The organism is Bacillus cereus group sp. MYBKT111-2 (assembly GCF_051915205.1).
Taxonomy (GTDB): domain Bacteria; phylum Bacillota; class Bacilli; order Bacillales; family Bacillaceae_G; genus Bacillus_A; species Bacillus_A paranthracis.
This window is the reverse complement of sequence record NZ_JBQAEG010000004.1, coordinates 329938-352841: the sequence shown is the minus strand read 5'-3', so window position 1 is coordinate 352841 and position 22904 is coordinate 329938. Positions and strand designations below refer to the sequence as shown.

Sequence of the window (22904 nt, the reverse complement as noted above, 5' to 3'; positions counted from 1 at the left end):
AGATTAGATCAACAATTTGTATGGAGTGATAAAGATGGAAGCTTTTATTAGAAGTGATCAATATAATTTTATAAAATCACAAGCTTATATTTTAGCGAATGGGCACGCAACGGCAAATGATAGAGGTGTCATTCAAGCGTTAAAATCATTAGCAATTGAAAAGATAATACATGTATTTGAGAATTTAACGGATGAGCAGAAAGAGTTAATCGATACGGTATTAACAGTTCAAAATAGAGAAGACGCAGAATCGTTTTTAATGAAAATAAATCCGTACGTCATTCCGTTTCAGGAAGTTACAGCACAAACATTAAAAAAATTATTTCCTAAGGTGAAAAAATTAAAACTTCCTGATATGGAAGAAATGGACATGAAAGAATTATCTTATTTAAGCTGGATTGATAAAGGGTCAAGCAGGAAATTTATTATAGCGAAAAATGATAAAAATAAGTTTGTTGGTCTGCAAGGAACGTTTCAAAGTTTAAATAAAAAGAGCATTTGTTCTTTATGTCACGGACATGAAGAGGTAGGGATGTTTTTAGTTGAAATTAAAGGTGATATACCAGGAACTTTCGTGAAAAAGGGAAACTATATTTGCAAAGATGCCGTGGCCTGTAATCAGAATATGAAATCACTTGATAAATTGCAGGATTTTATTGAGAGATTGAAGAAATAAAATGGAAAACCTCTAGTGCTTAAACTGGAGGTTTTTTATTTAAGAAACGGTAATAGATTTCTTTTTTAAAAGATATAATTTATAAATAAAACATAGGAGAGCTAAAGAAATGTTTAAAAAGTTTTTACTTTCTTTACCGGATGTTTTACTTATATGTATTGTTATCTACATAACATACACAACTACTCTTAGTTTTGTACAGATGTTAGTAATTTCAATTACAATCGGAATCGTTGGTGGTCTTGTTATAAGAATTTGTAAGGATGTATTCACGTATATAAGGTGGACAATGAAACAAAGGAAATCTTGAATATGTTAAATAGCTATAAGGAGAAAATAAAATGACTAATAAAAAGAATAAAACTAAAAATGAGATAATACTTTGGACATTAACAGCTGTTGTTTTTATCATTGTATGGTACTTTTTTCAAAGATAAAAATGCATCGTACTTAAAAAGTACGATGCATTTTTATTATTTTTTTTGCCAATTTTCTTTTATAAAATCTGCACGGCCAGATTCTTTTTGCTCAGTAGCATATTTCTCTGGATTTTTTTTATAGAAATGTTGATGGTATTCTTCAGCCTCATAAAAAGGTGCAGCCGGGCGAATTTCAGTTACGATTGGCTCTTTAAACATACCGCTTTCCGCAAGAGTTTGTTTTGATTTTTCAGCAAGCTCTTTTTGCGTTTCGGTATGATAAAAAATAGCGGTGCGATAAGATGGACCGCGGTCAAAGAATTGTCCGCCATCATCAGTTGGATCGATTTGTGGCCAATATAAATCCAGTAATTTTTCATATGGGAAAATAGAAGGATCAAATGTAATTTGTACAACTTCTAAATGACCAGATGTACCCGCTTTTACTTGTTCATATGTTGGGTTTTCTACATGACCACCTGCATAGCCAGAAAGTACTTTATGAATACCAGGAAGTTCATCAAACGGCTTTACCATGCACCAAAAGCAACCGCCTGCGAAGGTTGCGAGTTCGTATGTTATTTCGGACATTGTTGTAATCCTCCTAAATATATATGTTTTATATAGTATTATATAAAAAGTTTTATTGCGCAATAAAAAAGATTCGAAAATATATGTTTTTTACAAACAAGATCCACCGCTCACATCAATTAATTGTCCAGTAACCCAGCGGCTGTCTGGAGAGGCAAGAAATGCAGCAGTATCGGCAATGTCTTCTACTTCACCTAAGCGATTGAAGGCAGAAATAGTAGTGGCATACTGTTTCATCATTGGATCGCTCAAGAGTTCCGCATTCATATCTGTTTTGATAAATCCTGGAAGTATTGCATTCACCGTTATTCCTCGTGCTCCGAGCTGTTTTGCAAGCGTGAAAGTCATTGTATTAATAGCACCTTTCGTCATACTATATGCAACAAAATCAGGTAAAGAAATGCGTGTGGCAGCGGATGAAATATTAATAATTCGGCTATTGTCACGTAAACGAGATAGAGCTTGTTGGATGATAAAGAATGGTGCTTTTGCATTTACTGAAAACATTCTATCAAAAAATTGTTCAGTCGTTTCTTCAATAAAAGCACCAGGACCAATGCCAGCGTTGTTTATTAAAATATCAAATTGTGTTTCACCAGTGCGCTTTTGTAATTCAGTATCTAAAGCGTTATAAAGGTTTTCTACACCGTGTAAGGATTCTAAATTTGCGCCGATAGAAAAAGCTTGTCCGCTATTTGATTGAATTTCATGAACAGTTTCTTCAGCGTCATCTTTTCGATTACCGTAATGAACAGCAACCAATGCACCGTCATTTGCTAAACGTTTAGCGATCGCTCGTCCAATTCCTCGGCTTGCTCCTGTAACTAACGCTACTTTCCCTTTTAACATAGTTTCCTCATCTCCTCATAAACTTTATAAGTTTTTCTTTATGTAGTAATGCAAACATACTTAAGTAATATATGAGTGTATGTAAGTAATGTATTCCAATTTTGATTTTTTTGAAAAAATATGTTGACAATGAAAAGAACAACGTCCTATAATACGTTTAACAAATGAAAGTTAATTAAGAATTTTCTAACTTTATATGTTGTATATGCAAAGAAGAGGAAAGTAGATGATTATGATCGTTTCAGAGAGCTACTCCAAGGCTGTGAGAGTAGTAACAATCGAGTCATTGAAGATCACCTCGGAGCATCGCTTGCGAAAGGGAAACTGAGTAGAGGGCGACGGCATCGTCTCCGGTAAAAGGACGGGGGTCTAATTGGACCTACAGAGCTTATATTTCGTGAGAAGTATAAGGAAGCTGAGTGGTAACGCGAAACTCTCGCCTCAGCAATCAAAGCTACTAAATTGTAGTAGTTGATTGCTGAGGCGAGAGTTTTTATTTTAAAAAATAAGAGAATGCGTAGAAGAGGAGAGTAAATGATAAAGATTGTTTCAGAGAGCTGCCCAAAGGCTGTGAGGGTGGTAACAATCAAATCTTTGAAAATCACCTCGGAGCACTATTTTTGAAAGCTAGTAAAAAGTAGCGGAGTTGTTTCCGATAGAAAAACAAAAGTCTAATTGGACTTGCAGAGCTTACATTTCGTGAGAAGTGTAAGGAAGCTGAGTGGTACCACGATTCCCTCGTCTCAGCAATGGATTGCTACAAGTATGTATGTAATCGATTGTTGAGACGAGTATATTTTTAAGAATTATATACTGAATATTCTGTTAAAAATACTCATCTCAGCAATCGATATAGAAATAGATTGCAAAAATAGAGAGAAAAAAAGAGGAGCGATGTGAGATGGGAAATCAGTACATTTATATGAATGGGGAATTTGTAGAAAAAGAAAAGGCAGTTGTTTCAGTATATGATCATGGTTTTTTATACGGAGACGGTGTATTTGAAGGGATTCGTAGTTACGGTGGAAATGTATTTTGTTTAAAAGAACATGTAAAACGATTATATGAATCGGCAAAATCTATTTTACTTACAATCCCGCTGACGGTTGACGAAATGGAAGAAGCAGTTTTACAGACACTTCAAAAAAATGAGTATGCAGATGCTTATATTCGGTTAATTGTTTCAAGAGGAAAAGGGGACTTAGGGCTCGATCCGAGAAGTTGTGTGAAACCGAGCGTTATTATCATTGCAGAACAATTAAAGTTATTCCCGCAAGAATTTTACGATAATGGATTAAGCGTTGTATCTGTTGCATCAAGACGTAATACGCCAGATGCTTTAGACCCACGTATTAAGTCAATGAACTACTTAAATAACGTACTTGTAAAAATTGAAGCGGCACAAGCAGGAGTGCTAGAGGCTCTTATGTTAAATCAACAAGGATATGTTTGTGAAGGATCTGGAGATAATGTTTTCGTTGTGAAAGATGGAAAAGTATTAACCCCGCCATCCTATTTAGGAGCATTAGAAGGTATTACAAGAAATAGTGTTATTGAGCTATGTGAGCGACTTCATATTCCATGTGAGGAAAGGCCATTTACTCGCCATGACGTATATGTAGCAGATGAAGTATTTTTAACGGGAACGGCAGCAGAATTAATTCCTGTTGTAAAAGTTGATTCAAGAGAAATTGGAGATGGGAAACCAGGAAGTGTAACGAAACAATTGACAGAGGAATTTAAAAAGTTAACGAGGGAAAGAGGAGTACGTGTTCCAGGATTGGCGGAAAGTTTACTGTAGGTAGGGAGAGGAGTTAATTAAAATGGAGCAACAGTATACAACATATGAGAAATTACAGTGTGAAGATGTGACAGGAGCTGGACACGTTATTCAATGCTTGAAGAATTTAGGCGTAACGACTGTTTTCGGTTATCCGGGCGGAGCGATTTTGCCAGTGTACGATGCGTTATACGGAAGTGGTTTAAAGCACATTTTAACTCGTCATGAACAAGCTGCTATTCATGCGGCAGAAGGATATGCGAGAGCTTCTGGAAAGGTCGGGGTAGTCTTTGCTACCTCTGGCCCAGGGGCGACAAATTTAGTTACGGGCTTAGCAGATGCTTATATGGATTCGATTCCTTTAGTTGTCATTACAGGGCAAGTTGCAAAGTCATTAATTGGTAAAGATGGATTTCAAGAAGCAGATGTTGTTGGAATTACAGTACCTGTTACAAAGCATAATTACCAAGTTCGTGATGTGAATCATTTATCGCGCATTGTACAAGAAGCTTTTTACATCGCCGAAAGCGGGCGGCCGGGGCCGGTATTAATTGATATTCCAAAAGATGTTCAAAATGCAAAAGTCACCAGTTTCTTTAATGAAGAAGTTGATATTCCGGGGTACAAACCAGAACTCGTACCAGACAGCATGAAACTTAGAGAGGTAGCGAAAGAAATTTCAAAAGCGAAACGTCCACTTCTTTATATTGGAGGAGGTGTCATTCATTCAGATGGATCTGATGAACTGATCAAATTTGCAAGAGAAAATCGTATTCCAGTCGTGTCAACTTTAATGGGACTAGGTGCATATCCGCCGGGAGATCCATTATTTTTAGGAATGCTCGGTATGCATGGAACGTACGCTGCAAACATGGCAGTAACAGAATGTGACTTATTACTTGCTTTAGGTGTTCGCTTCGATGATCGTGTAACAGGAAAATTAGAACTCTTTTCTCCGCATTCGAAAAAGGTACATATTGATATAGATCCTTCGGAGTTTCATAAAAATGTAACTGTGGAATATCCAGTTGTTGGAGATGTGAAAAAAGCGTTACACATGTTGTTACATATGCCGATTTGTACACAGACAGATGAATGGATTACGAAAACCGAGGAATGGAAAGCGGAATACCCTCTTTCCTATATTCAAAAAGAAAGTGAGTTAAAACCACAGCATGTTATTAGCTTAGTAAGTGAATTAACGAATGGTGAAGCGATTGTTACGACAGAAGTAGGACAGCATCAAATGTGGGCTGCGCATTTTTATAAAGCGAAAAACCCGCGGACTTTTCTAACATCAGGTGGATTAGGAACGATGGGATTTGGCTTCCCGGCAGCAGTTGGTGCTCAGCTTGCAAAAGAAGAAGAACTCGTTATTTGTATTGCAGGTGATGCTTCTTTTCAAATGAATATTCAAGAACTACAAACAATTGCTGAAAATAACATCCCTGTAAAAGTATTTATTATAAACAATAAATTTTTAGGGATGGTAAGGCAATGGCAAGAAATGTTTTATGAAAACCGATTGTCAGAGTCGAAAATTGGATCTCCAGATTTTGTGAAAGTGGCAGAAGCTTATGGAGTGAAAGGATTAAGAGCGATAAATTCAACCGAGGCGAAACAAGTGATGTTAGAAGCATTTGCTCATGAAGGACCTGTCGTAGTTGATTTTTGTGTAGAAGAAGGTGAAAACGTATTTCCGATGGTTCCACCAAATAAAGGGAATAACGAAATGATTATGAAGAGGTGGGAAGAATGAGTCATACTTTTTCATTAGTTATCGATAACGATCCAAATGTCTTATTACGCATAAGTGGAATTTTTGCTCGGCGTGGTTATTATATTTCTTCATTAAATTTAAATGAAAGTGAAATGGAGTTAACGGCAGTTTGTACAGAACAAGAAGCAACATTACTCGTCGGTCAGTTGAAAAAGTTAATCAATGTACTGCAAGTAAACAAATTATAAGGAGTGTATGGAGTATGAAAACATATTATGAGCAAGATGCAAATGTAGAGTTATTAAAAGGGAAAACAGTTGCGGTAATTGGCTATGGGTCTCAAGGTCATGCACAGGCGCAAAATTTACGCGATTCTGGTGTGGAAGTTGTAGTTGGTGTTCGGCCTGGTAAGTCTTTTGAAGTAGCAAAAGCAGATGGATTTGAAGTAATGTCTGTTTCAGAAGCAGTTCGAACCGCGCAAGTTGTACAAATGTTACTGCCAGATGAACAGCAAGCTCATGTGTATAAAGCAGAGGTAGAAGAGAATCTTCGTGAAGGACAAATGTTACTTTTTTCACATGGATTTAACATTCACTTCGGCCAAATTAATCCGCCAAGTTACGTAGATGTAGCGATGGTTGCGCCAAAAAGTCCAGGTCATCTCGTTCGCCGTGTATTTCAAGAAGGAAATGGTGTTCCAGCATTAGTCGCAGTACATCAAGATGCAACGGGCACCGCATTACATGTAGCACTTGCGTATGCAAAAGGTGTAGGTTGTACACGTGCAGGTGTAATTGAAACGACATTCCAAGAAGAAACAGAGACGGATTTGTTTGGTGAGCAAGCAGTACTTTGCGGAGGGGTAACTGCACTTGTGAAAGCTGGTTTTGAAACGTTAACAGAAGGCGGATATCGTCCTGAAATTGCATACTTCGAATGTTTACATGAATTAAAGTTAATTGTTGATTTAATGTACGAAGGTGGTTTAACGAACATGCGCCATTCTATTTCCGATACGGCAGAGTTCGGAGATTATGTAACAGGATCGAGAATTGTTACAGATGAAACGAAGAAAGAAATGAAACGAGTACTTAAAGAAATTCAGCAAGGTGAATTCGCGAAGAAATGGATTTTAGAAAACCAAGCTGGGCGTCCAACGTATAATGCGATGAAAAAAGCAGAGCAAAATCATCAGTTAGAAAAAGTAGGAGCAGAGCTTCGTGAAATGATGAGCTGGATTCATGCACCGAAAGAATTAGTAAAGAAATAGAGTAATAGATTGTAAGTGAAAAATACGTAAGAGGGGATTTGACAAGATGAGAAGTGACATGATTAAAAAAGGTTTTGATAAAGCGCCGCATCGTAGTTTATTAAAAGCAACTGGTTTGAAAGATGAAGATTTTGATAAACCGTTTATAGCTATTTGTAATTCTTTTATTGAAATTATTCCAGGTCATAAGCATTTAAATGAGTTTGGGAAACTTGTTAAAGAAGCAGTGCGTGCAGCAGGTATGGTTCCATTTGAATTTAATACAATTGGAGTAGATGACGGTATTGCGATGGGGCATATCGGTATGCGCTATTCGCTTCCGAGTCGAGAAATCATTGCAGATTCAGTAGAAACGGTTGTAAATGCACACTGGTTTGATGGCATGATTTGTATTCCAAACTGTGACAAAATCACACCTGGTATGATGATGGCTGCACTACGTATTAATATTCCGACTGTGTTTGTTTCGGGCGGCCCGATGGCAGCAGGAAAAACATCTAAAGGAGAAGTTGTCGATTTAAGTTCTGTTTTCGAAGGAGTAGGAGCGTATCAATCTGGGAAAATTTCAGAAGAAGAATTAAAGGATATTGAAGATCATGGTTGTCCATCTTGTGGTTCTTGTTCCGGTATGTTTACAGCGAACTCTATGAACTGTTTATGTGAAGTATTAGGCTTAGCTCTTCCTGGTAACGGAAGTATTTTGGCTATTGATCCGAGGCGTGAGGAGTTAATTAAAGAAGCAGCAGAGAAATTAAAGATTTTAATTGAAAGAGATATTAAACCGAGAGACATCGTAACAGAAGAAGCAATTGATGATGCGTTCGCGCTTGATATGGCGATGGGCGGTTCAACAAATACAGTGTTACATACATTAGCACTCGCACATGAGGCAGGACTAGATTATGATATGAGCCGTATTGATGCTGTTTCAAGGCGTGTACCACATTTATGTAAAGTAAGCCCTGCTTCTAATTGGCATATGGAAGATATTGATCGCGCGGGCGGGATTAGTGCAATTTTGAAAGAGATGAGCCGAAAAGAAGGGGTACTTCATTTAGATCGTATTACTGCTACGGGGCAGACGTTAAGAGAGAACATTGCTCATGCAGAGATTAAAGATAAGGAAGTTATTCATTCTCTTGAAAACCCTCATAGTGAAGAAGGTGGATTACGTATATTAAAAGGAAACCTTGCGAAGGATGGGGCAGTTATTAAAAGTGGGGCAACTGAAGTAAAACGATTTGAAGGACCATGCGTTATTTTTAATTCACAAGATGAGGCTCTTGCGGGTATTATGCTTGGGAAAGTGAAGAAAGGCGATGTAGTTGTTATTCGTTATGAAGGACCAAGAGGCGGTCCTGGTATGCCGGAAATGTTAGCACCAACGTCAGCAATTGCTGGCATGGGATTAGGTGCAGATGTTGCGTTGTTAACCGATGGTCGTTTCTCTGGTGCTTCACGTGGTATTTCAGTAGGGCATATTTCACCAGAAGCAGCTGCGGGCGGAACGATTGCACTTCTTGAACAAGGGGATATCGTTTGTATCGATGTTGAGGAAAGGGTGTTAGAAGTAAGAGTGAGTGACGAAGAATTAGATAAGCGTAAAAAAGAATGGAAACGACCAGAACCGAAAGTGAAAACGGGCTGGCTTGGGCGTTATGCACAAATGGTAACGTCGGCGAATACAGGTGCAGTCTTAAAAGTCCCGAATTTTGATTGAGCCAATTAAAAAGAGATAAGGATGATATGAAATGGTGCAAAAGGTAAAGGAGAGAGTGAAAATTGAAGATATCTTAATGGCCCATAATTGCATGAAAGATATCGTTATTAAAACACCGTTACAACGTGATACAGTTTTATCTGAGAAATATGATTGTGACGTTTATGTAAAACGAGAAGATTTACAATTGATTCGCTCTTTCAAAATTCGTGGTGCGTACAATTTAATTCAAAGTTTATCAAAAGAACAATTACAAAACGGTGTTGTTTGCGCAAGTGCTGGTAATCATGCGCAAGGAGTTGCTTATACGTGCAATTTATTGAAGATTCCGTCAAAAATCTTTATGCCAACAACGACACCGAAACAAAAAGTATCGCAAGTACAATTTTTCGGTGGTGATTATGCAGAAATTGTATTAGTTGGTGATACATTTGATAGCTCTTTCCAAGAAGCACAGCGCTATTGTGAAGAAAATAGAATGACGTTTGTTCATCCATTTGATGATCCGTACGTAGTTGCTGGTCAAGGGACAGTGGCAGTTGAAATTATGCATGATATGGAGAAACCGGTTGATTATATCTTTACAGCAATTGGTGGTGGTGGATTAGCATCAGGTGTTGGTACATATGTGAAAGGTGTTAGTCCTGCTACACAGGTCATTGGGGTAGAGCCAATGGGAGCTGCATCTATGAAAGAGGCTTTTCTTCAAAATGATAATGTCGCATTGGAGAAAATAGATAGTTTTGTTGATGGGGCAGCGGTTAAAAAGGTAGGAAAGTTAACATTTGAAACTTGTAAAGATGTAATTGATGACATTGTTTTAGTACCAGAGGGAAAGGTTTGTACCACGATTTTAGAACTGTATAAGAAAAATGCGATTGTAGCTGAACCAGCTGGTGCACTCTCTATTGCAGCGCTTGATTTATATAGAGATGAAATAAAAGGTAAAACAGTTGTTTGTACGCTAAGTGGTGGAAATAATGATATTGATAGAATGCAAGAAATGAAAGAACGATCTCTCATTTATGAAGGATTAAAGCATTATTTCATCATTGAATTCCCACAGCGTTCAGGTGCGCTAAGAGAATTTCTTGATAAAGGATTAGGACCAGAAGATGATATTACTCGCTTTGAGTATATTAAGAAACATAATAAAGAAAATGGTCCAGCATTAGTCGGAGTAGAGTTAAAACATAAAGAAGATTATGAGCAATTAATTACTCGTTTTAAAGAAAATAATATTCAATTTATGGAGCTTAATAAAAATCCTGTTTTGTTTGATTTACTCATTTAATATAAGGAAAGGGTTGGCATCCAAATAAAAAAGATAGATACAAGCAAGGGAAATGCTGCTTGTTCTATCTTTTTTACAATTAAACTAAATAATTGCCATATTCAAGAAGAATAAAGCTAGCTAACCAAAAGAATATGGCAATACGAATGATTACATACATAGTAAATTCAAAGGGAGAAAGGTTTCTCTCTCGCTTTATTTTTTTTAATAGTCTCACAGAATAAAAGGAACATAAAAGCAGAATTGCTATAGAGATTTTATAGATATTTTCTAAGAGATTTATATTTTCTAATAAGTCTTTTAGCATATTCATCACCTATTCTCTAATGTATGTTACAAAGAAATGGATCTTGTACTGTTTAGTTGCGTTTATTTATTATTTTCCCTGTATCATCAATTTCTACATCAGTTGAAATTGTTTGTAAGTATTGGAGAGCTTTTCTCTTTTCTTCCTCATTTACAGGGGAAACTTGGTTGTTACGGATGATATAAGGATTGAATGACATTTGGACATCCTTTCCTTTAAAAGTTAAAGTTAATACACCAGTTTCAGCACTTTTTCCGTTCACATAACTTGGGAATAAAAAGTTTCCTAATGAGTAAGCGACAGGAACGTTATTATAATACTCAAACCCTTGTAACCAATGTGGATGACTTCCGACAATCGCGTCGGCTCCTGCTGTAACCATTTTATTTACATATTGTTTTTGATAATCTACCGGACGATTTGATTTTTCGACACCCCAATGCATATAGACAATTAAATAATCTGCATCTTTCTTTTGCTCTTTAATTGTTTTTGTTACAAGATTTAAATCATACCCGTTCGCAACGCCAGGTTTATTGTCATCAGCTACCCAAGTAAAATCAGGCATAAATCGGACGAATGAAAGGAATTTGAATTTTTTTCCTTTTGCAGTCATTTCTCGTGCAGTATAGGCATCTTTTGCATTTTTTCCGGCTCCAATGTAAGGGAACTTTAATTTTTCTACGTGAGAGATCGTGTCTAATAATCCATTTTGTCCATAATCAAGTGTATGGTTATTCCCAATATTTACGATGTCATATCCAGTGTTTTTTATCGCTTGAAGCGTGGATGGATCACTTTTAATCCAAAACAGTTGTCCAGGAGCTTTCTTTTCTTTCGTTGTAAATGCTGACTCTAAATTAACGAAAGAAATATCAGCTTTTGTTATTTCTTCTTTTACATGCTGGAATGGATAATCAGCCCCGTTTTTTTCGATTACCGGACGTAATTGCCAATCGAACATTGTATCACCAGAGAAGGTGAGTGTAATTTCTGGGTCTTCTATTTTCTTCTCACTCGTTGAAGCAGTTTTGCTAGATTTGTTTTGGAAATCGGGTGTGTCTTTCGCTTTTGAAGTAAAAGAGTGGTTAATTAATACAACAATTGGCGTAATGCAAAAGGCTATTAACAAAAATCGTTTTAGTAAAGTTTTCATAAATACCTTCCCTTTTGAGTTTATCCCGCAATTAAATTAGCAATGAGTCTACAAAAAGTAATTGGTTTATGTACAGATATAAAAAATGCGGTTTATGTATTGAAAAAACATTTGTTAATATTCTCAATATTAAGTTAACATATAGATAACCTGTAAATCAATGAATAAACCAAAATATAGAAATAAAGAATTCGAAGGGTGAAGAATGAGAAATGGTTATATTAGGAGCAGTTGTAAATGGGATTTGTATTATATTTGGTACTTTACTAGGTAAATTATTTAGTAAGATTCCAGAAAGTATGAAGGGAACGATCATGCACGCAATCGGTTTAGCGGTTACTGTACTTGGACTTCAAATGGCATTGAAAAGTGAAAATTTTCTTGTTGTCATACTAAGTTTAGTAATTGGTACCGTCATCGGGGAATGGTTACAATTAGAGGGAAAGTTAAAACAGTTAGGAGATTGGCTAGAAAATAAAGTTGGATCGAAAGGGAAAGGGAGCATATCAGAAGGTTTTGTAACAGCTACTTTAATATTTGCAATTGGCGCGATGGGGATACTTGGTGCACTCGACAGTGGGATTCGCGGAAATCATGATATTTTATTTACAAAGGCAATTATCGATGGATTCATTTCTATTATATTAACGACAACTTTAGGAATTGGCGTAGTATTTTCAGCGATTCCCGTTATTTTATATGAGGGTGGTATTGCAATTTTTGCAACACAAATTAATAGTTTGGTCCCGAAGGAATTAATGAATCAATTTATAGTAGAAATGACAGCTACAGGTGGTATTATGATAGCCGCTATTGGATTGAACTTGCTTAGTATTATTAAAATCAAGGTGGCAAATTTACTTCCAGGTATATTGGTAGTGGGTGTAATTGTTTCAATTATTTATGGTTACGGTTTGTTAGTAAATTAGTAGAGGATGGAAATACATATGGAGGAGTTTCAATTTACAAAACGTGTGCATAACATATTGGAGATTGCAGCAGAAGAGGCAGAATGTAATATCATTCAACCAGTTCATTTGTTTATTGGCATGTGTAAAGAAGGTACTGGCGTTTGTGGCGAGTTGTATATGTATTTGTTCCGTAATATGGGTACGGATTTTTCAGAAAAATTTTCATTACGAAAACAATATGATTTAACGGATCAAGATTATAAAAAAATAGGACAATATAAATTATCCCATAAGACGCTAGAAATTTTACAAATAGCGAAAAAACGTATGGAACGTTTTCAGCAAGTAATAATTAATGAAGGACATGTTATATATGCATTATTTCGTGTAAATCCAGTTATTGAAAATGCACAGATGCAAAGAGATATATTACGTATTATAGCTGAGCCAAGAGATTTAGCAGTCGATTTAAAAAGTTTTGTTCCTATTTATAATGATTTAACTTGTACTGTTAGAAAGGCTAACGCTTCTGATTTTGAACAATTAGCAATTTTTGTTGAAGCAGAATTTGGTGAACGGTGGTTACATTCGATAGAGTATGGATTTCGTACATATAAAGAAAACTTACCTATTTATATAGCAGAGCAAGAAGAAGTGATAGTAGGTTTCGCTTGTTATGACGTAGTGAGAGGAAAGAAAGGATTGTTTGGTCCAATGGGCACGGCGAAACAAAATTGTGTGAAAGGTGTAGGGAAGCAATTGTTACATTGTAGTCTACATAGTATGAAGCAAGAGGGTTATGAATATGCGATTATTGGGCAAGCGGGCCCAATTGAGTTTTATGAGAGATGTTGTAATGCACGTTTAATACCGATCATGGATTATTAACCAACTTCATTTAGGTGGAGTTGGTTTTATTATGAAAAAAATGTGGGAATGTAGTGATTTTTATTAGAAAATAGCGGGTTTTGTAGTAAATCTTACAAATAAAGCAAATTACTAAACTTTTTATAAGAAAGGGTGTAGAATGGGTATCTAAAGAAAGAAGGTGTGAAAATGGCCAGCTGGAAACGAAATTTAATGATTTGTTGGCTAGGTTGTTTTACCACTGCAGCCGGTATGAGTTTAGTAATTCCTTTTTTATCTTTTTATATTGAGGAATTAGGGGTGACTGGCACTTCTAGTATTGCACAGTGGTCGGGACTTGCATTTGGTGTAACATTTTTAATGGGTGCGATCGTATCACCAATATGGGGAAAGCTTGGTGATATACATGGACGGAAATTGATGCTAATTCGTGCTAGCCTTGGTATGGCGATTATTATGACGCTTATGGGGTTTGTAACGGATGTATATCAACTAGTCGCACTAAGATTTTTGATGGGAGCAGTATCTGGTTTCCTTTCAACAGCGATGACATTTATTGCAGCAGAAACTCCGCAAGAGCATTCAGGTTGGGCAATTTCTACAATTTCAACTGGTGGCGTGAGCGGTTCTTTACTTGGTCCATTACTTGGAGGTTATTTATCTGAGTTAATTGGAATGCGTCATGTTTTTCTTGTTACAGGAGCTTTTTTATTCCTTTCCTTTCTCATCGTTTTTTTCTTTCTACATGAAGAAAATCACTCTGCTCAAGCAAAAAAAGTTCAAACGAAAAAAGTATGGACGATGGTTCCAGCTAAGCATTTAATTATTAGTTTGTTTGTAACAACATTTATTATTCAACTTGCTAATATGTCTGTTCAGCCAATTGTTACATTGTACGTGAAAAATTTAGTTGGTCCTCAAACAGCGCATATTGAAACAATTGCAGGCGCCGTTATGTCAGCGACAGGATTAGCTGTTATTTTGGCAGCACCAAGATTAGGACGATTATCAGATCATATCGGTCCTCAAAAAACGTTAGTTGTAGCGTTGTTTGCTGCAGGAATTATCTTTATCCCGCAAGCATTTGTAACCTCAGCTTGGCAACTATTAATTCTTAGATTTTTATTAGGTATTGCACAAGCAGGATTATTACCTTCCGTACAAACTCTACTAAAACAACATACACCAACTCATGTAACGGGACGAATATTTGGATATAATCAATCGTTTCAATTTTTAGGAAATATGATTGGACCAGTACTTGGTGGACAAATTGCAGCACATGCAGGGTTTCAATATGTTTTCTTCTCTACATCATCACTATTGTTTATTGCGTGTATTTGGGTTTATTTTCATAATAAGAACGAAGAGGTATCAGAGAAACGACATTTGGAAGTTAGTTAACTAAGTGAATGAAAAAAGGATGAAGCAATGAATGCTTCATCCTTTTCTTTAAAATTTAAGACATAGATAACTTAATGTACCAAGCTCATAACTACGGTGAATGACTTCACCGCTGTTCTCGCCACTTCCCATTGCAATAAATAAAGGAACAAAATGCTCTGCTCTTGGTACTGCTAATTGTGCATGAGGCGCATTGTTTTCCCAATTAAACAACGCATCTTTATCGTTAGTCTGCATATGTTTTATAATCCAATCATCAAATTCAATTGCCCATTGTTCGGGTGTAGTTTGATTCCATTTCAGTGCTCGTAAGTTATGAACGGTAACACCGCTACCGATTACTAAAATATCTTCTTGTCCAAGTCCTTTTAATGCTTCTCCAATCTTAAATTGTTCTTTTGCAGAAAGGAATGGATTGACTGATATTTGTACGACAGGAATATTTGCTTCTGGATACATGCGATGCAAGAGTGTCCATGAGCCATGATCTAAACCTCTCGTCATATTATGATGGACTGGAATACCTTTGTTTTTAAATTTTGTTTCTAACATGGATGCAATGCTAGAAGAACCTTTTGCACGATACTTAATTTCATATAACTCTGGAGGAAAACCTCCAAAATCATAAATTGTTTCATATTCGTTATCTGATGAGGAAATCGTTAATACTTCACTTTCCCAGTGAGCAGTGAAAATAACAATTGCTTTCGGTTTATATGTTTCTCCAAGTGTTTTTAAAAAACTTGTATAATCTGTATCTTGAATAGCGAGCATTGGTGAACCATGTGCTAAAAATAGTGATGGCATCATAGTAAAAACCTCCTAAAACCATATAGTTACTTTATGTAAGTAACTATATGGTTTTATAGACGTTTCGTCAACAGAAATAGTTTGACAGCTAATCGGAAAAGGTAGGCATTTGTCATAATGAAAGCAATTGCATATAATACATAATAAGAATAATGAATAGATATTCATTTTTGAGATACATAATAGAGTTGGGGGCTGACGAAATGAACGTACAGGAAAGTTTCGTTACGGCATTGGATGAATCAGAAATTTATTTACGCAAGTGGTTACCAGAATGTGAACCAAAAGGGATTATTCAAATTGCGCACGGTATGACAGAACATGCAGGTGTTTATACAGACTTTATTGATGCGTTATTACAAGCAGGGTATGGTGTTTATGCGCATGATCATAAAGGCCATGGGAAAACAGTAAAAAGAGAAGAAGACTATGGTCATTTTGAACCAAATGTAGGTTGGAGTAAGGCTGTATCTGATATTATTTTTGTATCAGAAACGGTAAGAAAAGAGCAGACATGCCCGTTATTTTTACTTGGCCATAGCATGGGTTCTTTTTTATCAAGACGAGCTGTGCAACTTAGAGGCGAACTATATGATGGATTCCTTATTTCAGGAACTGGTGGAAACCCAGGGTTCTTAGGAGTCATTGGTCATAAAGTAGCGACAATTGAGATGAAATTACGCGGGGCAAAAACGAAAAGTCCCATGCTAAACTTTTTATCTTTCGGAAATTTCAATTCGCACTTTAAACCAAATCGCACAAAATTTGATTGGTTATCTTCAGATAACAGTCAAGTAGATAAATATATTGCGGATCCATTATGTGGATTCATTTGTACGACTAGTTTTTATCGAGAATTATTTTCTGGTGTGTTAGAAGTAAATAAACTAGAAGAGTTTAAGAAAACACCGCAAAACCTTCCAATACATATTTTTTCAGGAGATCGTGATCCTGTTGGAGATATGGGAAAAGGTGTAAAAGAAGTATATGAAAATTATAAAAAATGTGGCGTAAAAGATGTAACGCTGCGTCTATATGAAAATGGAAGACATGAAATGTTCCATGAAGTGAATAGAGAAGAAGTATTTCAAGATTTGATTTCGTGGTTAGAAGAACATAATAAATGAGAATGAAAGCTAAGTCCAGACTGTTTATAGTTTGGACTTTTTGTTTGTAGGTGTTGCAAGTATTTACTGATGTAGTGTTCATATCGTTTTTACATATTTGAAGGTAGGTTATATTCTATATAATTAAATAAATAGAAAGCCTTGTGCAAATGAGGAGATAAATGTATAAAATTAATAATCAAACTTTTTATAAAGCAACAGAGGCCATTCATAATAGTAGTATAATAGCGAATGAGGTGTTAATAGAATGGAAGATAAAACATTAGGTTTACTATTAGATGTTGTTGGGGAATTATTTTCAGATGAAATTTCAATTGCTGTATCGAATACGAAAGAATATATATACTATCGGCCAAGTAAACGAATTGATTTAAAGATTAGTGTCGGTGATCCTATAAAGGAAGGAACGATTGCTCATAAAGCAATGGTGACAAACCAAAAAACCTCTGAGTTTATGAATCGGGATGTTTTTGGTATTCCTTATCATGGTATGGCCGTACCATTCTCAAACAATGGAAAGCTTGAAGGTTGCGTGACAGCCATTTATCCAGCTTTAACGGACGGAAAATCAGTCGTTACTTTAAAAACAACGGACGGCTGGATTCCGGTTTCTTTTTCAAAAGTCATGTATTTAGAGGCAAAAGATAAAAAGACGTATGTAAATGCAGAAGAGTTAACAGGGACACATAAATACTCGTTACAAGAATTCGAATACTTACTTCCGAAAGATTCATTTATTAGATGCCACCGTTCCTTTATTGTAAATGTGAATCATATTCAAGCGATTTATCCTGATACGCATTCTACTTTTTTACTTTCTATGGATAATGGAGAGAGGGTTCCAGTTAGTCAATCATACGCTAGTTATTTTCGTAAACTTCTAGGATTCTAAATTATTCTGCTTTAGAGACTAGATTCGCTGTTTTGTCTGAATTTTTGCCATTGTATACTGAAATCCCTATTTAGATACTGTTAAAGTGTAAAATAATTATGAATATTCATAGGGAGAGGGATTACATATGGAGAATAATTTGGATAGAATTAGGGATGAACGTCTGAAAGATCGCGTAGTTACACCTGAAGAAGCAGCTTCATGGATTGAAAGTGGAATGACTTTAGGCTTAAGTGGGTTTACACGTGCAGGTGATGTAAAAGCAGTCCCATTTGCGCTTGTAAACCGAGTTAAGAATGATACATCTTTTAAAGTAAATGTTTATACTGGTGCCTCTTTAGGTTCTGATGTAGATAAATTATTTGCGGAAGCAGGAATTTTAGGGAAAAGATTGCCTTTCCAAGCTGATGCGACTATGCGAAAAGGAATTAATAACGGAGATTTTTTATTTGTGGACCAGCACTTATCTCATACATCAGAGTTACTTCGCGCTGACGTTATGGATGTAGATTTTGCTATTTTGGAAGCGGTTGCGATTACTGAAGATGGTATGATTATTCCAACAACTTCAATAGGAAATTCTTTAGCGTTTTCTTTAAATGCTAAGTCCATTATTATTGAAATGAATATGGCTCAATCCACGCAGTTAGAAGGACTGCATGATTTATATGAACCAGGTAAACAAGGAGAAAGACTTCCAATTCCAATTGTGAAAACGGATGATCGAATTGGAACGATTGGCATTCCAATCGATGTTGAAAAGGTGAAAGGGATTGTGTTTACGAACCAATTAGACTCACCATCGACAATTGTTCCTCCGGATGAAGAAACTGTTATTATGGCACAGCATTTAATAGAGTTCCTTCGAAAAGAAGTCGAAGTAGGCCGATTAACAAATCGTTTAGCACCGTTACAATCAGGAATTGGCTCAGTGGCTAATGCTGTTCTTCATGGAATGTTAGATTCGGAGTTTGAAGATTTAGAAGTGTATTCTGAAGTTTTACAAGATGCGGTCTTTGATCTTATGGATGCTGGAAAAGTCAATTTTGCTTCATGCTGTTCAATCACACTCTCTGAGGAGAAAATGCAAAAAGTATTTTCCAACTTTGAAAAATATCGTGACAAATTAATGATGCGCCCGCAAGAGATTTCTAATCATCCTGAAATCATTCGTCGCCTCGGATTAATCTCGATTAATACTGCTTTAGAATTAGATATATACGGAAATGTGAACTCTACTCACGTTTTAGGCACAAAAATGATGAATGGTATCGGTGGTTCTGGTGATTTTGCGAGAAATGCTCGCCTAGCTATCTTTGTTACGAAATCGATTGCGAAAGGTGGCAACATTTCAAGTATCGTTCCTTTTGTTTCACATGTGGACCATACGGAACACGATGTAGATGTTATCGTCACTGAACAAGGGTATGTTGATCTAAGAGGACTGGCCCCAAGAGAAAGAGTGGAATTAATTATCGAGAATTGCGCACATCCAATGTATCGTGATCAGCTAAGAGCTTATTACGAAGAAGCTAAAACGAGAGGTGGACAAACTCCTCATGTTTTAGAAAAAGCTTTTTCTTGGCATACGAATTATGCTAAAAATGGAACAATGCTTGAGGCGGTAGTAGAAACTGTATAGGTGTGTATCGTTAGAAATAGTAAAACGAAAGATTGAGTTTGAAAAAAATTTTAGAAGAAGAAAACGCCAACTTTCAAAGATGGCGTTTTTTCTTTAAATACATTGTTACAGGCCGTACTGATTATAATAAAGATTTATGAAAATAAGAGGGTTTTTTAATTACTTTTCGAATCATTTTAATAGTTTACATATCGAAGGTGAGGAGAAAGAATCATGAAGATAAGAGAAGCGTTATTAAGTGAAGCAAATGAATTAAGTGAACTCGCACTACAATCAAAAGCGACGTGGGATTATAGTGAAGAATTCATAATTGCCTGTAAGGAAGATTTAACTATTACAGAAGAGTATATAAATAATAATTTTGTATATGTTTTTGAAAACGATAATACGAAGATTGGATTTTTCTCATTTTTACGTAATGATAAAGCTCTCGATTTCCTGTACATTCATCCTCGTTACAAAGGGAAAGGCTACGGGAAAATAATGTGGAAGTATGTAATAGAAAAAGCAAATGAACTAGGCTTAAAAAGTTTTACGATTGATAGTGATCCGAATGCAAAAGGATATTACTTGAAAATGGGCGCACAGTTAATCGGAGAGACACCATCAACGGTCTTTAAGGATCGTTTACTGCCTCTTTTGAAATATGATGTGTAAAACTATTAATAGTAGGGGAAGATTAGAGTGGATGATGTAAAGGGAAAAAGAATATATGAAGCATTAATAAGATCGTGGTCCATTGAAACAAGTTCAAAGTGGACGACTGAGAATCCAGCAAAGGGACAGTGTGGTGTAACGGCTTTGGTCGTTCAAGACATATACGGAGGAGAGATTAAAAAGACAAAAGTAAGAGAGGCGTGGCACTTTTATAACTTTATAGATGGACAGAGGTTTGATTTTACAGAGGCTCAATTTAATGAAAAACTGAATTATATGGATATAGAATCAAATCGAGAAGAAGCATTTGCAGATACAAATGAAAAACAATATTGCATGTTGAAGAAAAAGATAACGAAAGAATTGAAATTATCTTTTGACTCTTAATCTTTAATAAGTTACTATAATGGTGGTAACTTATTAAAGGGAACTTCATAGAGTTGAAAGGGGAAATACTTTTGAAAACAACTTATGTAAACGCTACAATCGTAACGATGAATGAACAAAATGAAGTGATAGAAAATGGATATATCATTGTAGAAAATGATCAAATTATAGATGTGAAGAGCGGAGAATTCGCTAATGATTTTGAAGTAGATGAAGTAATTGACATGAAAGGAAAATGGGTTTTACCAGGGCTTGTCAATACACATACACACGTTGTAATGAGTCTCTTAAGAGGTATTGGTGATGATATGTTATTACAGCCGTGGCTTGAGACAAGAATTTGGCCACTTGAAAGTCAATTTACTCCAGAACTTGCGGTTGCTAGTACGGAATTAGGATTACTTGAAATGGTGAAAAGTGGTACAACATCTTTCTCTGATATGTTTAATCCAATTGGAGTAGATCAAGATGCAATTATGGAAACGGTATCAAGGAGCGGGATGCGAGCTGCTGTTTCAAGAACTTTATTTAGCTTCGGAACGAAAGAGGATGAAAAGAAAGCAATTGAAGAAGCTGAGAAATATGTGAAGCGTTACTATAACGAAAGTGGTATGTTAACTACGATGGTTGCACCGCATAGTCCATATACATGCAGTACAGAACTGTTAGAAGAGTGTGCACGTATTGCAGTAGAAAATCAAACGATGGTTCATATTCACCTTTCCGAAACAGAGCGTGAAGTACGTGATATTGAAGCGCAGTACGGAAAACGTCCAGTAGAATATGCGGCAAGTTGCGGATTGTTTAAACGACCAACAGTGATTGCACACGGTGTAGTATTAGATGACAATGAGCGTGCATTTTTAGCGGAACATGACGTTCGAGTAGCTCATAATCCGAATAGTAATTTAAAACTAGGGTCTGGTATAGCGAATGTAAAAGCGATGTTAGAAGCAGGAATGAAAGTAGGAATTGCAACAGATAGTGTTGCATCTAACAATAATTTAGATATGTTTGAAGAAATGCGCATAGCGACTTTACTACAAAAAGGTATTCACCAAGATGCAACAGCGTTACCGGTTGAAACAGCTCTTACACTTGCAACTAAAGGAGCGGCTGAAGTAATCGGCATGAAACAAACAGGATCACTTGAGGTTGGAAAGTGCGCTGATTTCATTACAATTGATCCGTCTAATAAGCCCCATTTACAACCAGCAGATGAAGTATTATCGCATCTTGTATATGCTGCTAGTGGAAAAGATATAAGCGATGTAATTATTAACGGAAAACATGTCGCTTGGAATGGCGAATGTAAAACGTTAGATGAAGAGCGTATTATATTTGAAGCAAGTCGATATAAACGAGGTTTGCAAAGATAGGTATTTTCAGGATGTAGAGAAAGTCTTCTCCACATCCTGTTTTTGTGTGTGAACCTTTTTGGTGCCAACATTGATAAAAAGAGGGAAAGGATAGATTTTTTATGAGGGGGGCTTAAAAAATGATTGTGAGTAGCGTGTATCTGTGTAAGTAGAAGAGTTAATTCTGCAGAATCATTTCCTTCGTGTGATTGCAGCGACAAATTTTAAGTGAACAATTTGAAAATTCGGTAACAAATCATTTAATATACAGGGAAAAGTATCTTAAAACCCAAAATTCAAAAGTGTGATGAGCATATAGCAGGTCAAATTATAGTAATTAACAAAGTATAATAAGAGGGTAATAAGCAGAAGTTTCAAAAACAGGTTATAAGTAAGGTAATATATCTTTACTTGTAACCTGTTTTGATTAATTAAGTTTTAATCAATTTTTATTTAATATTTTTAAAACAATGGGTGGGAAGTTATGCAGTTATTGTAGGTTTACCGAGAAGTTTATAATATCTATCAAATTGATTTACTATGTATGGAGATCCTAAAACAGTACCCCTTTCATCAAGAAATAAAAATGTAGGAATCATGGAGATTTTATAGTCTTTCATAAAATTCATTGTGGCTAATAATACTTGTAAGTTGGTTTCTTCTACATATTGCATGTCATTTAATGTAGTAGGATCAGAGGTTGCAACAATTAAGACAAAGTTATAATTATCTCCGTACTTTCTAACTTCTTCTCTAAATTCAATAATGTCTAGTGTACAAGCATCACAAGTATCAGCAGCAATTAAGAGTATAACGGGTTTATCTCGTAACTCTTCTAATGTCACTATATTTCCCGTTAGGGTTTCCAAACTAAAGTTTGGAGCAATTGAATTAATAGGTAGACTATTAGAAATCATAGTATTTTGCTTTGCAGATTTTATTGTATGTAGTTTAGAATGCAAATTTTTAAGGGATAGATTTGTAAATACAAATATCACTAATGTTAGAATAAACAGTACAAAGTAAAACATTTACATTCCCCCAATAAGTCAACATAAAACAATGGA

The 22904-nt window shown here is 35.8% G+C and carries 23 protein-coding genes and 2 other annotated features; of the genes, 17 read left to right on the top strand and 6 right to left on the bottom strand.

Annotated elements, in window-relative coordinates; genetic code table 11:
* Positions 1-34 precede the first annotated feature (34 nt).
* Together ACTFNE_RS14070 and ACTFNE_RS14065 are read left to right on the top strand one after the other, a co-directional pair.
* Positions 35-676 (top strand): FusB/FusC family EF-G-binding protein, encoded by a 642-nt coding sequence (locus tag ACTFNE_RS14070; RefSeq protein ID WP_000387076.1) that lies wholly within the window; start codon positions 35-37, stop codon positions 674-676.
* 109 nt (positions 677-785) lie between these two features.
* Positions 786-986 carry a hypothetical protein gene (locus ACTFNE_RS14065; RefSeq protein ID WP_000473064.1) on the top strand — a complete coding sequence of 67 codons (201 nt, stop codon included), beginning with the start codon at positions 786-788 and terminating at the stop codon, positions 984-986.
* Between the two features lie 163 nt (positions 987-1149).
* On the opposite strand, the gene msrA is transcribed toward ACTFNE_RS14065, so the two are convergent.
* Both msrA and ACTFNE_RS14055 read right to left on the bottom strand, forming a co-directional pair.
* Entirely contained in the window at positions 1150-1686 is a 537-nt protein-coding gene (gene msrA / locus ACTFNE_RS14060; RefSeq protein ID WP_046197711.1) for a peptide-methionine (S)-S-oxide reductase MsrA, read from the bottom strand.
* Positions 1687-1776: 90 nt separating this feature from the next.
* Positions 1777-2535 carry an SDR family oxidoreductase gene (locus tag ACTFNE_RS14055; RefSeq protein WP_270704766.1) on the bottom strand — a complete coding sequence of 253 codons (759 nt, stop codon included), beginning with the start codon at positions 2533-2535 and terminating at the stop codon, positions 1777-1779.
* A 201-nt stretch (positions 2536-2736) separates the two neighbouring features.
* Positions 2737-2982, top strand: a binding site (T-box leader).
* A 62-nt stretch (positions 2983-3044) separates the two neighbouring features.
* Positions 3045-3284: a binding site (T-box leader), on the top strand.
* Between the two features lie 152 nt (positions 3285-3436).
* Between ACTFNE_RS14055 and ilvE the strand changes: the two genes are divergently transcribed.
* Genes ilvE through ilvA form a run of 6 tightly spaced genes read left to right on the top strand, consistent with a single transcriptional unit; the run spans position 3437 to position 10319 of the window.
* Positions 3437-4336, top strand: a complete 900-nt coding sequence (ilvE, locus tag ACTFNE_RS14050; protein ID WP_000528129.1) for a branched-chain-amino-acid transaminase — start codon at positions 3437-3439, stop codon at positions 4334-4336.
* Positions 4337-4358: 22 nt separating this feature from the next.
* Positions 4359-6074, top strand: a complete 1716-nt coding sequence (gene ilvB, locus ACTFNE_RS14045) for an acetolactate synthase large subunit (protein WP_270704765.1) — start codon at positions 4359-4361, stop codon at positions 6072-6074.
* On the top strand, positions 6071-6283 hold the full coding sequence (locus ACTFNE_RS14040; protein WP_000019906.1) for an ACT domain-containing protein: 213 nt from the start codon (positions 6071-6073) through the stop codon (positions 6281-6283). The genes ilvB and ACTFNE_RS14040 overlap by 4 nt, the downstream gene beginning before the upstream one ends.
* Positions 6284-6297: 14 nt before the next feature.
* Positions 6298-7305, top strand: coding sequence for a ketol-acid reductoisomerase (gene ilvC, locus ACTFNE_RS14035; protein ID WP_270704764.1), 1008 nt, complete (start codon positions 6298-6300; stop codon positions 7303-7305).
* 46 nt (positions 7306-7351) lie between these two features.
* A complete protein-coding gene (ilvD, locus tag ACTFNE_RS14030) occupies positions 7352-9025 on the top strand; it encodes a dihydroxy-acid dehydratase (protein WP_046197706.1) in 1674 nt (557 codons plus the stop codon).
* A gap of 31 nt (positions 9026-9056) precedes the next feature.
* Complete coding sequence (gene ilvA / locus ACTFNE_RS14025; protein ID WP_046197705.1) at positions 9057-10319, top strand: threonine ammonia-lyase IlvA; 1263 nt, start codon at positions 9057-9059, stop codon at positions 10317-10319.
* 79 nt (positions 10320-10398) lie between these two features.
* Here the strand turns inward: ilvA and ACTFNE_RS14020 are convergent, their stop codons facing one another.
* A complete protein-coding gene (locus tag ACTFNE_RS14020; protein ID WP_046197704.1) occupies positions 10399-10626 on the bottom strand; it encodes a hypothetical protein in 228 nt (75 codons plus the stop codon).
* Between the two features lie 52 nt (positions 10627-10678).
* Entirely contained in the window at positions 10679-11782 is a 1104-nt protein-coding gene (locus tag ACTFNE_RS14015) for a CapA family protein (protein WP_270704763.1), read from the bottom strand.
* Between the two features lie 212 nt (positions 11783-11994).
* Here ACTFNE_RS14015 and ACTFNE_RS14010 point away from each other — a divergent pair, with 212 nt between their 5' ends.
* The 3 genes from ACTFNE_RS14010 (at position 11995) to ACTFNE_RS14000 (ending at position 14964) form a co-directional block, all read left to right on the top strand.
* A complete protein-coding gene (locus ACTFNE_RS14010) occupies positions 11995-12711 on the top strand; it encodes a DUF554 domain-containing protein (RefSeq protein ID WP_270704762.1) in 717 nt (238 codons plus the stop codon).
* A gap of 18 nt (positions 12712-12729) precedes the next feature.
* Positions 12730-13581 carry a GNAT family N-acetyltransferase gene (locus ACTFNE_RS14005; protein ID WP_270704761.1) on the top strand — a complete coding sequence of 284 codons (852 nt, stop codon included), beginning with the start codon at positions 12730-12732 and terminating at the stop codon, positions 13579-13581.
* Positions 13582-13749: 168 nt separating this feature from the next.
* Positions 13750-14964, top strand: a complete 1215-nt coding sequence (locus ACTFNE_RS14000) for a multidrug efflux MFS transporter (RefSeq protein ID WP_000179317.1) — start codon at positions 13750-13752, stop codon at positions 14962-14964.
* Between the two features lie 48 nt (positions 14965-15012).
* Here the strand turns inward: ACTFNE_RS14000 and ACTFNE_RS13995 are convergent, their stop codons facing one another.
* Entirely contained in the window at positions 15013-15774 is a 762-nt protein-coding gene (locus tag ACTFNE_RS13995; RefSeq protein WP_270704760.1) for a DODA-type extradiol aromatic ring-opening family dioxygenase, read from the bottom strand.
* Positions 15775-15977: 203 nt separating this feature from the next.
* Between ACTFNE_RS13995 and ACTFNE_RS13990 the strand changes: the two genes are divergently transcribed.
* The 6 genes from ACTFNE_RS13990 to ACTFNE_RS13965 all read left to right on the top strand — a co-directional run bounded on the left by ACTFNE_RS13990 (position 15978) and on the right by ACTFNE_RS13965 (position 21858).
* The gene (locus tag ACTFNE_RS13990) at positions 15978-16901 is read left to right on the top strand and encodes an alpha/beta hydrolase (RefSeq protein WP_270704759.1); all 924 of its coding nucleotides are present in this window, start codon (positions 15978-15980) and stop codon (positions 16899-16901) included.
* Positions 16902-17148: 247 nt separating this feature from the next.
* A complete protein-coding gene (locus ACTFNE_RS13985) occupies positions 17149-17793 on the top strand; it encodes a LytTR family DNA-binding domain-containing protein (protein WP_270704757.1) in 645 nt (214 codons plus the stop codon).
* A 127-nt stretch (positions 17794-17920) separates the two neighbouring features.
* The gene (locus ACTFNE_RS13980; RefSeq protein ID WP_000429782.1) at positions 17921-19435 is read left to right on the top strand and encodes an acetyl-CoA hydrolase/transferase family protein; all 1515 of its coding nucleotides are present in this window, start codon (positions 17921-17923) and stop codon (positions 19433-19435) included.
* 213 nt (positions 19436-19648) lie between these two features.
* The gene (locus ACTFNE_RS13975; RefSeq protein ID WP_000701904.1) at positions 19649-20092 is read left to right on the top strand and encodes a GNAT family N-acetyltransferase; all 444 of its coding nucleotides are present in this window, start codon (positions 19649-19651) and stop codon (positions 20090-20092) included.
* Between the two features lie 27 nt (positions 20093-20119).
* Complete coding sequence (locus ACTFNE_RS13970; protein WP_101219010.1) at positions 20120-20479, top strand: YunG family protein; 360 nt, start codon at positions 20120-20122, stop codon at positions 20477-20479.
* A gap of 53 nt (positions 20480-20532) precedes the next feature.
* On the top strand, positions 20533-21858 hold the full coding sequence (locus ACTFNE_RS13965; RefSeq protein WP_270704756.1) for a bifunctional S-methyl-5'-thioadenosine deaminase/S-adenosylhomocysteine deaminase: 1326 nt from the start codon (positions 20533-20535) through the stop codon (positions 21856-21858).
* 461 nt (positions 21859-22319) lie between these two features.
* Here the strand turns inward: ACTFNE_RS13965 and ACTFNE_RS13960 are convergent, their stop codons facing one another.
* Positions 22320-22868 (bottom strand): peroxiredoxin family protein, encoded by a 549-nt coding sequence (locus ACTFNE_RS13960; protein ID WP_046197697.1) that lies wholly within the window; start codon positions 22866-22868, stop codon positions 22320-22322.
* Between the last annotated feature and the right edge of the window lie 36 nt (positions 22869-22904).

Bases quoted from the DNA above. Each gene is read 5' to 3' on its own strand.
- ACTFNE_RS14070 (WP_000387076.1), top strand. From the start codon at position 35: ATGGAAGCTTTTATTAGAAGTGATCAATATAATTTTATAAAATCACAA.
- ACTFNE_RS14065 (WP_000473064.1), top strand. From the start codon at position 786: ATGTTTAAAAAGTTTTTACTTTCTTTACCGGATGTTTTACTTATATGT.
- msrA (WP_046197711.1), bottom strand. From the start codon at position 1,686: ATGTCCGAAATAACATACGAACTCGCAACCTTCGCAGGCGGTTGCTTT.
- ACTFNE_RS14055 (WP_270704766.1), bottom strand. From the start codon at position 2,535: ATGTTAAAAGGGAAAGTAGCGTTAGTTACAGGAGCAAGCCGAGGAATT.
- ilvE (WP_000528129.1), top strand. From the start codon at position 3,437: ATGGGAAATCAGTACATTTATATGAATGGGGAATTTGTAGAAAAAGAA.
- ilvB (WP_270704765.1), top strand. From the start codon at position 4,359: ATGGAGCAACAGTATACAACATATGAGAAATTACAGTGTGAAGATGTG.
- ACTFNE_RS14040 (WP_000019906.1), top strand. From the start codon at position 6,071: ATGAGTCATACTTTTTCATTAGTTATCGATAACGATCCAAATGTCTTA.
- ilvC (WP_270704764.1), top strand. From the start codon at position 6,298: ATGAAAACATATTATGAGCAAGATGCAAATGTAGAGTTATTAAAAGGG.
- ilvD (WP_046197706.1), top strand. From the start codon at position 7,352: ATGAGAAGTGACATGATTAAAAAAGGTTTTGATAAAGCGCCGCATCGT.
- ilvA (WP_046197705.1), top strand. From the start codon at position 9,057: ATGGTGCAAAAGGTAAAGGAGAGAGTGAAAATTGAAGATATCTTAATG.
- ACTFNE_RS14020 (WP_046197704.1), bottom strand. From the start codon at position 10,626: ATGCTAAAAGACTTATTAGAAAATATAAATCTCTTAGAAAATATCTAT.
- ACTFNE_RS14015 (WP_270704763.1), bottom strand. From the start codon at position 11,782: ATGAAAACTTTACTAAAACGATTTTTGTTAATAGCCTTTTGCATTACG.
- ACTFNE_RS14010 (WP_270704762.1), top strand. From the start codon at position 11,995: ATGGTTATATTAGGAGCAGTTGTAAATGGGATTTGTATTATATTTGGT.
- ACTFNE_RS14005 (WP_270704761.1), top strand. From the start codon at position 12,730: ATGGAGGAGTTTCAATTTACAAAACGTGTGCATAACATATTGGAGATT.
- ACTFNE_RS14000 (WP_000179317.1), top strand. From the start codon at position 13,750: ATGGCCAGCTGGAAACGAAATTTAATGATTTGTTGGCTAGGTTGTTTT.
- ACTFNE_RS13995 (WP_270704760.1), bottom strand. From the start codon at position 15,774: ATGATGCCATCACTATTTTTAGCACATGGTTCACCAATGCTCGCTATT.
- ACTFNE_RS13990 (WP_270704759.1), top strand. From the start codon at position 15,978: ATGAACGTACAGGAAAGTTTCGTTACGGCATTGGATGAATCAGAAATT.
- ACTFNE_RS13985 (WP_270704757.1), top strand. From the start codon at position 17,149: ATGGAAGATAAAACATTAGGTTTACTATTAGATGTTGTTGGGGAATTA.
- ACTFNE_RS13980 (WP_000429782.1), top strand. From the start codon at position 17,921: ATGGAGAATAATTTGGATAGAATTAGGGATGAACGTCTGAAAGATCGC.
- ACTFNE_RS13975 (WP_000701904.1), top strand. From the start codon at position 19,649: ATGAAGATAAGAGAAGCGTTATTAAGTGAAGCAAATGAATTAAGTGAA.
- ACTFNE_RS13960 (WP_046197697.1), bottom strand. From the start codon at position 22,868: ATGTTTTACTTTGTACTGTTTATTCTAACATTAGTGATATTTGTATTT.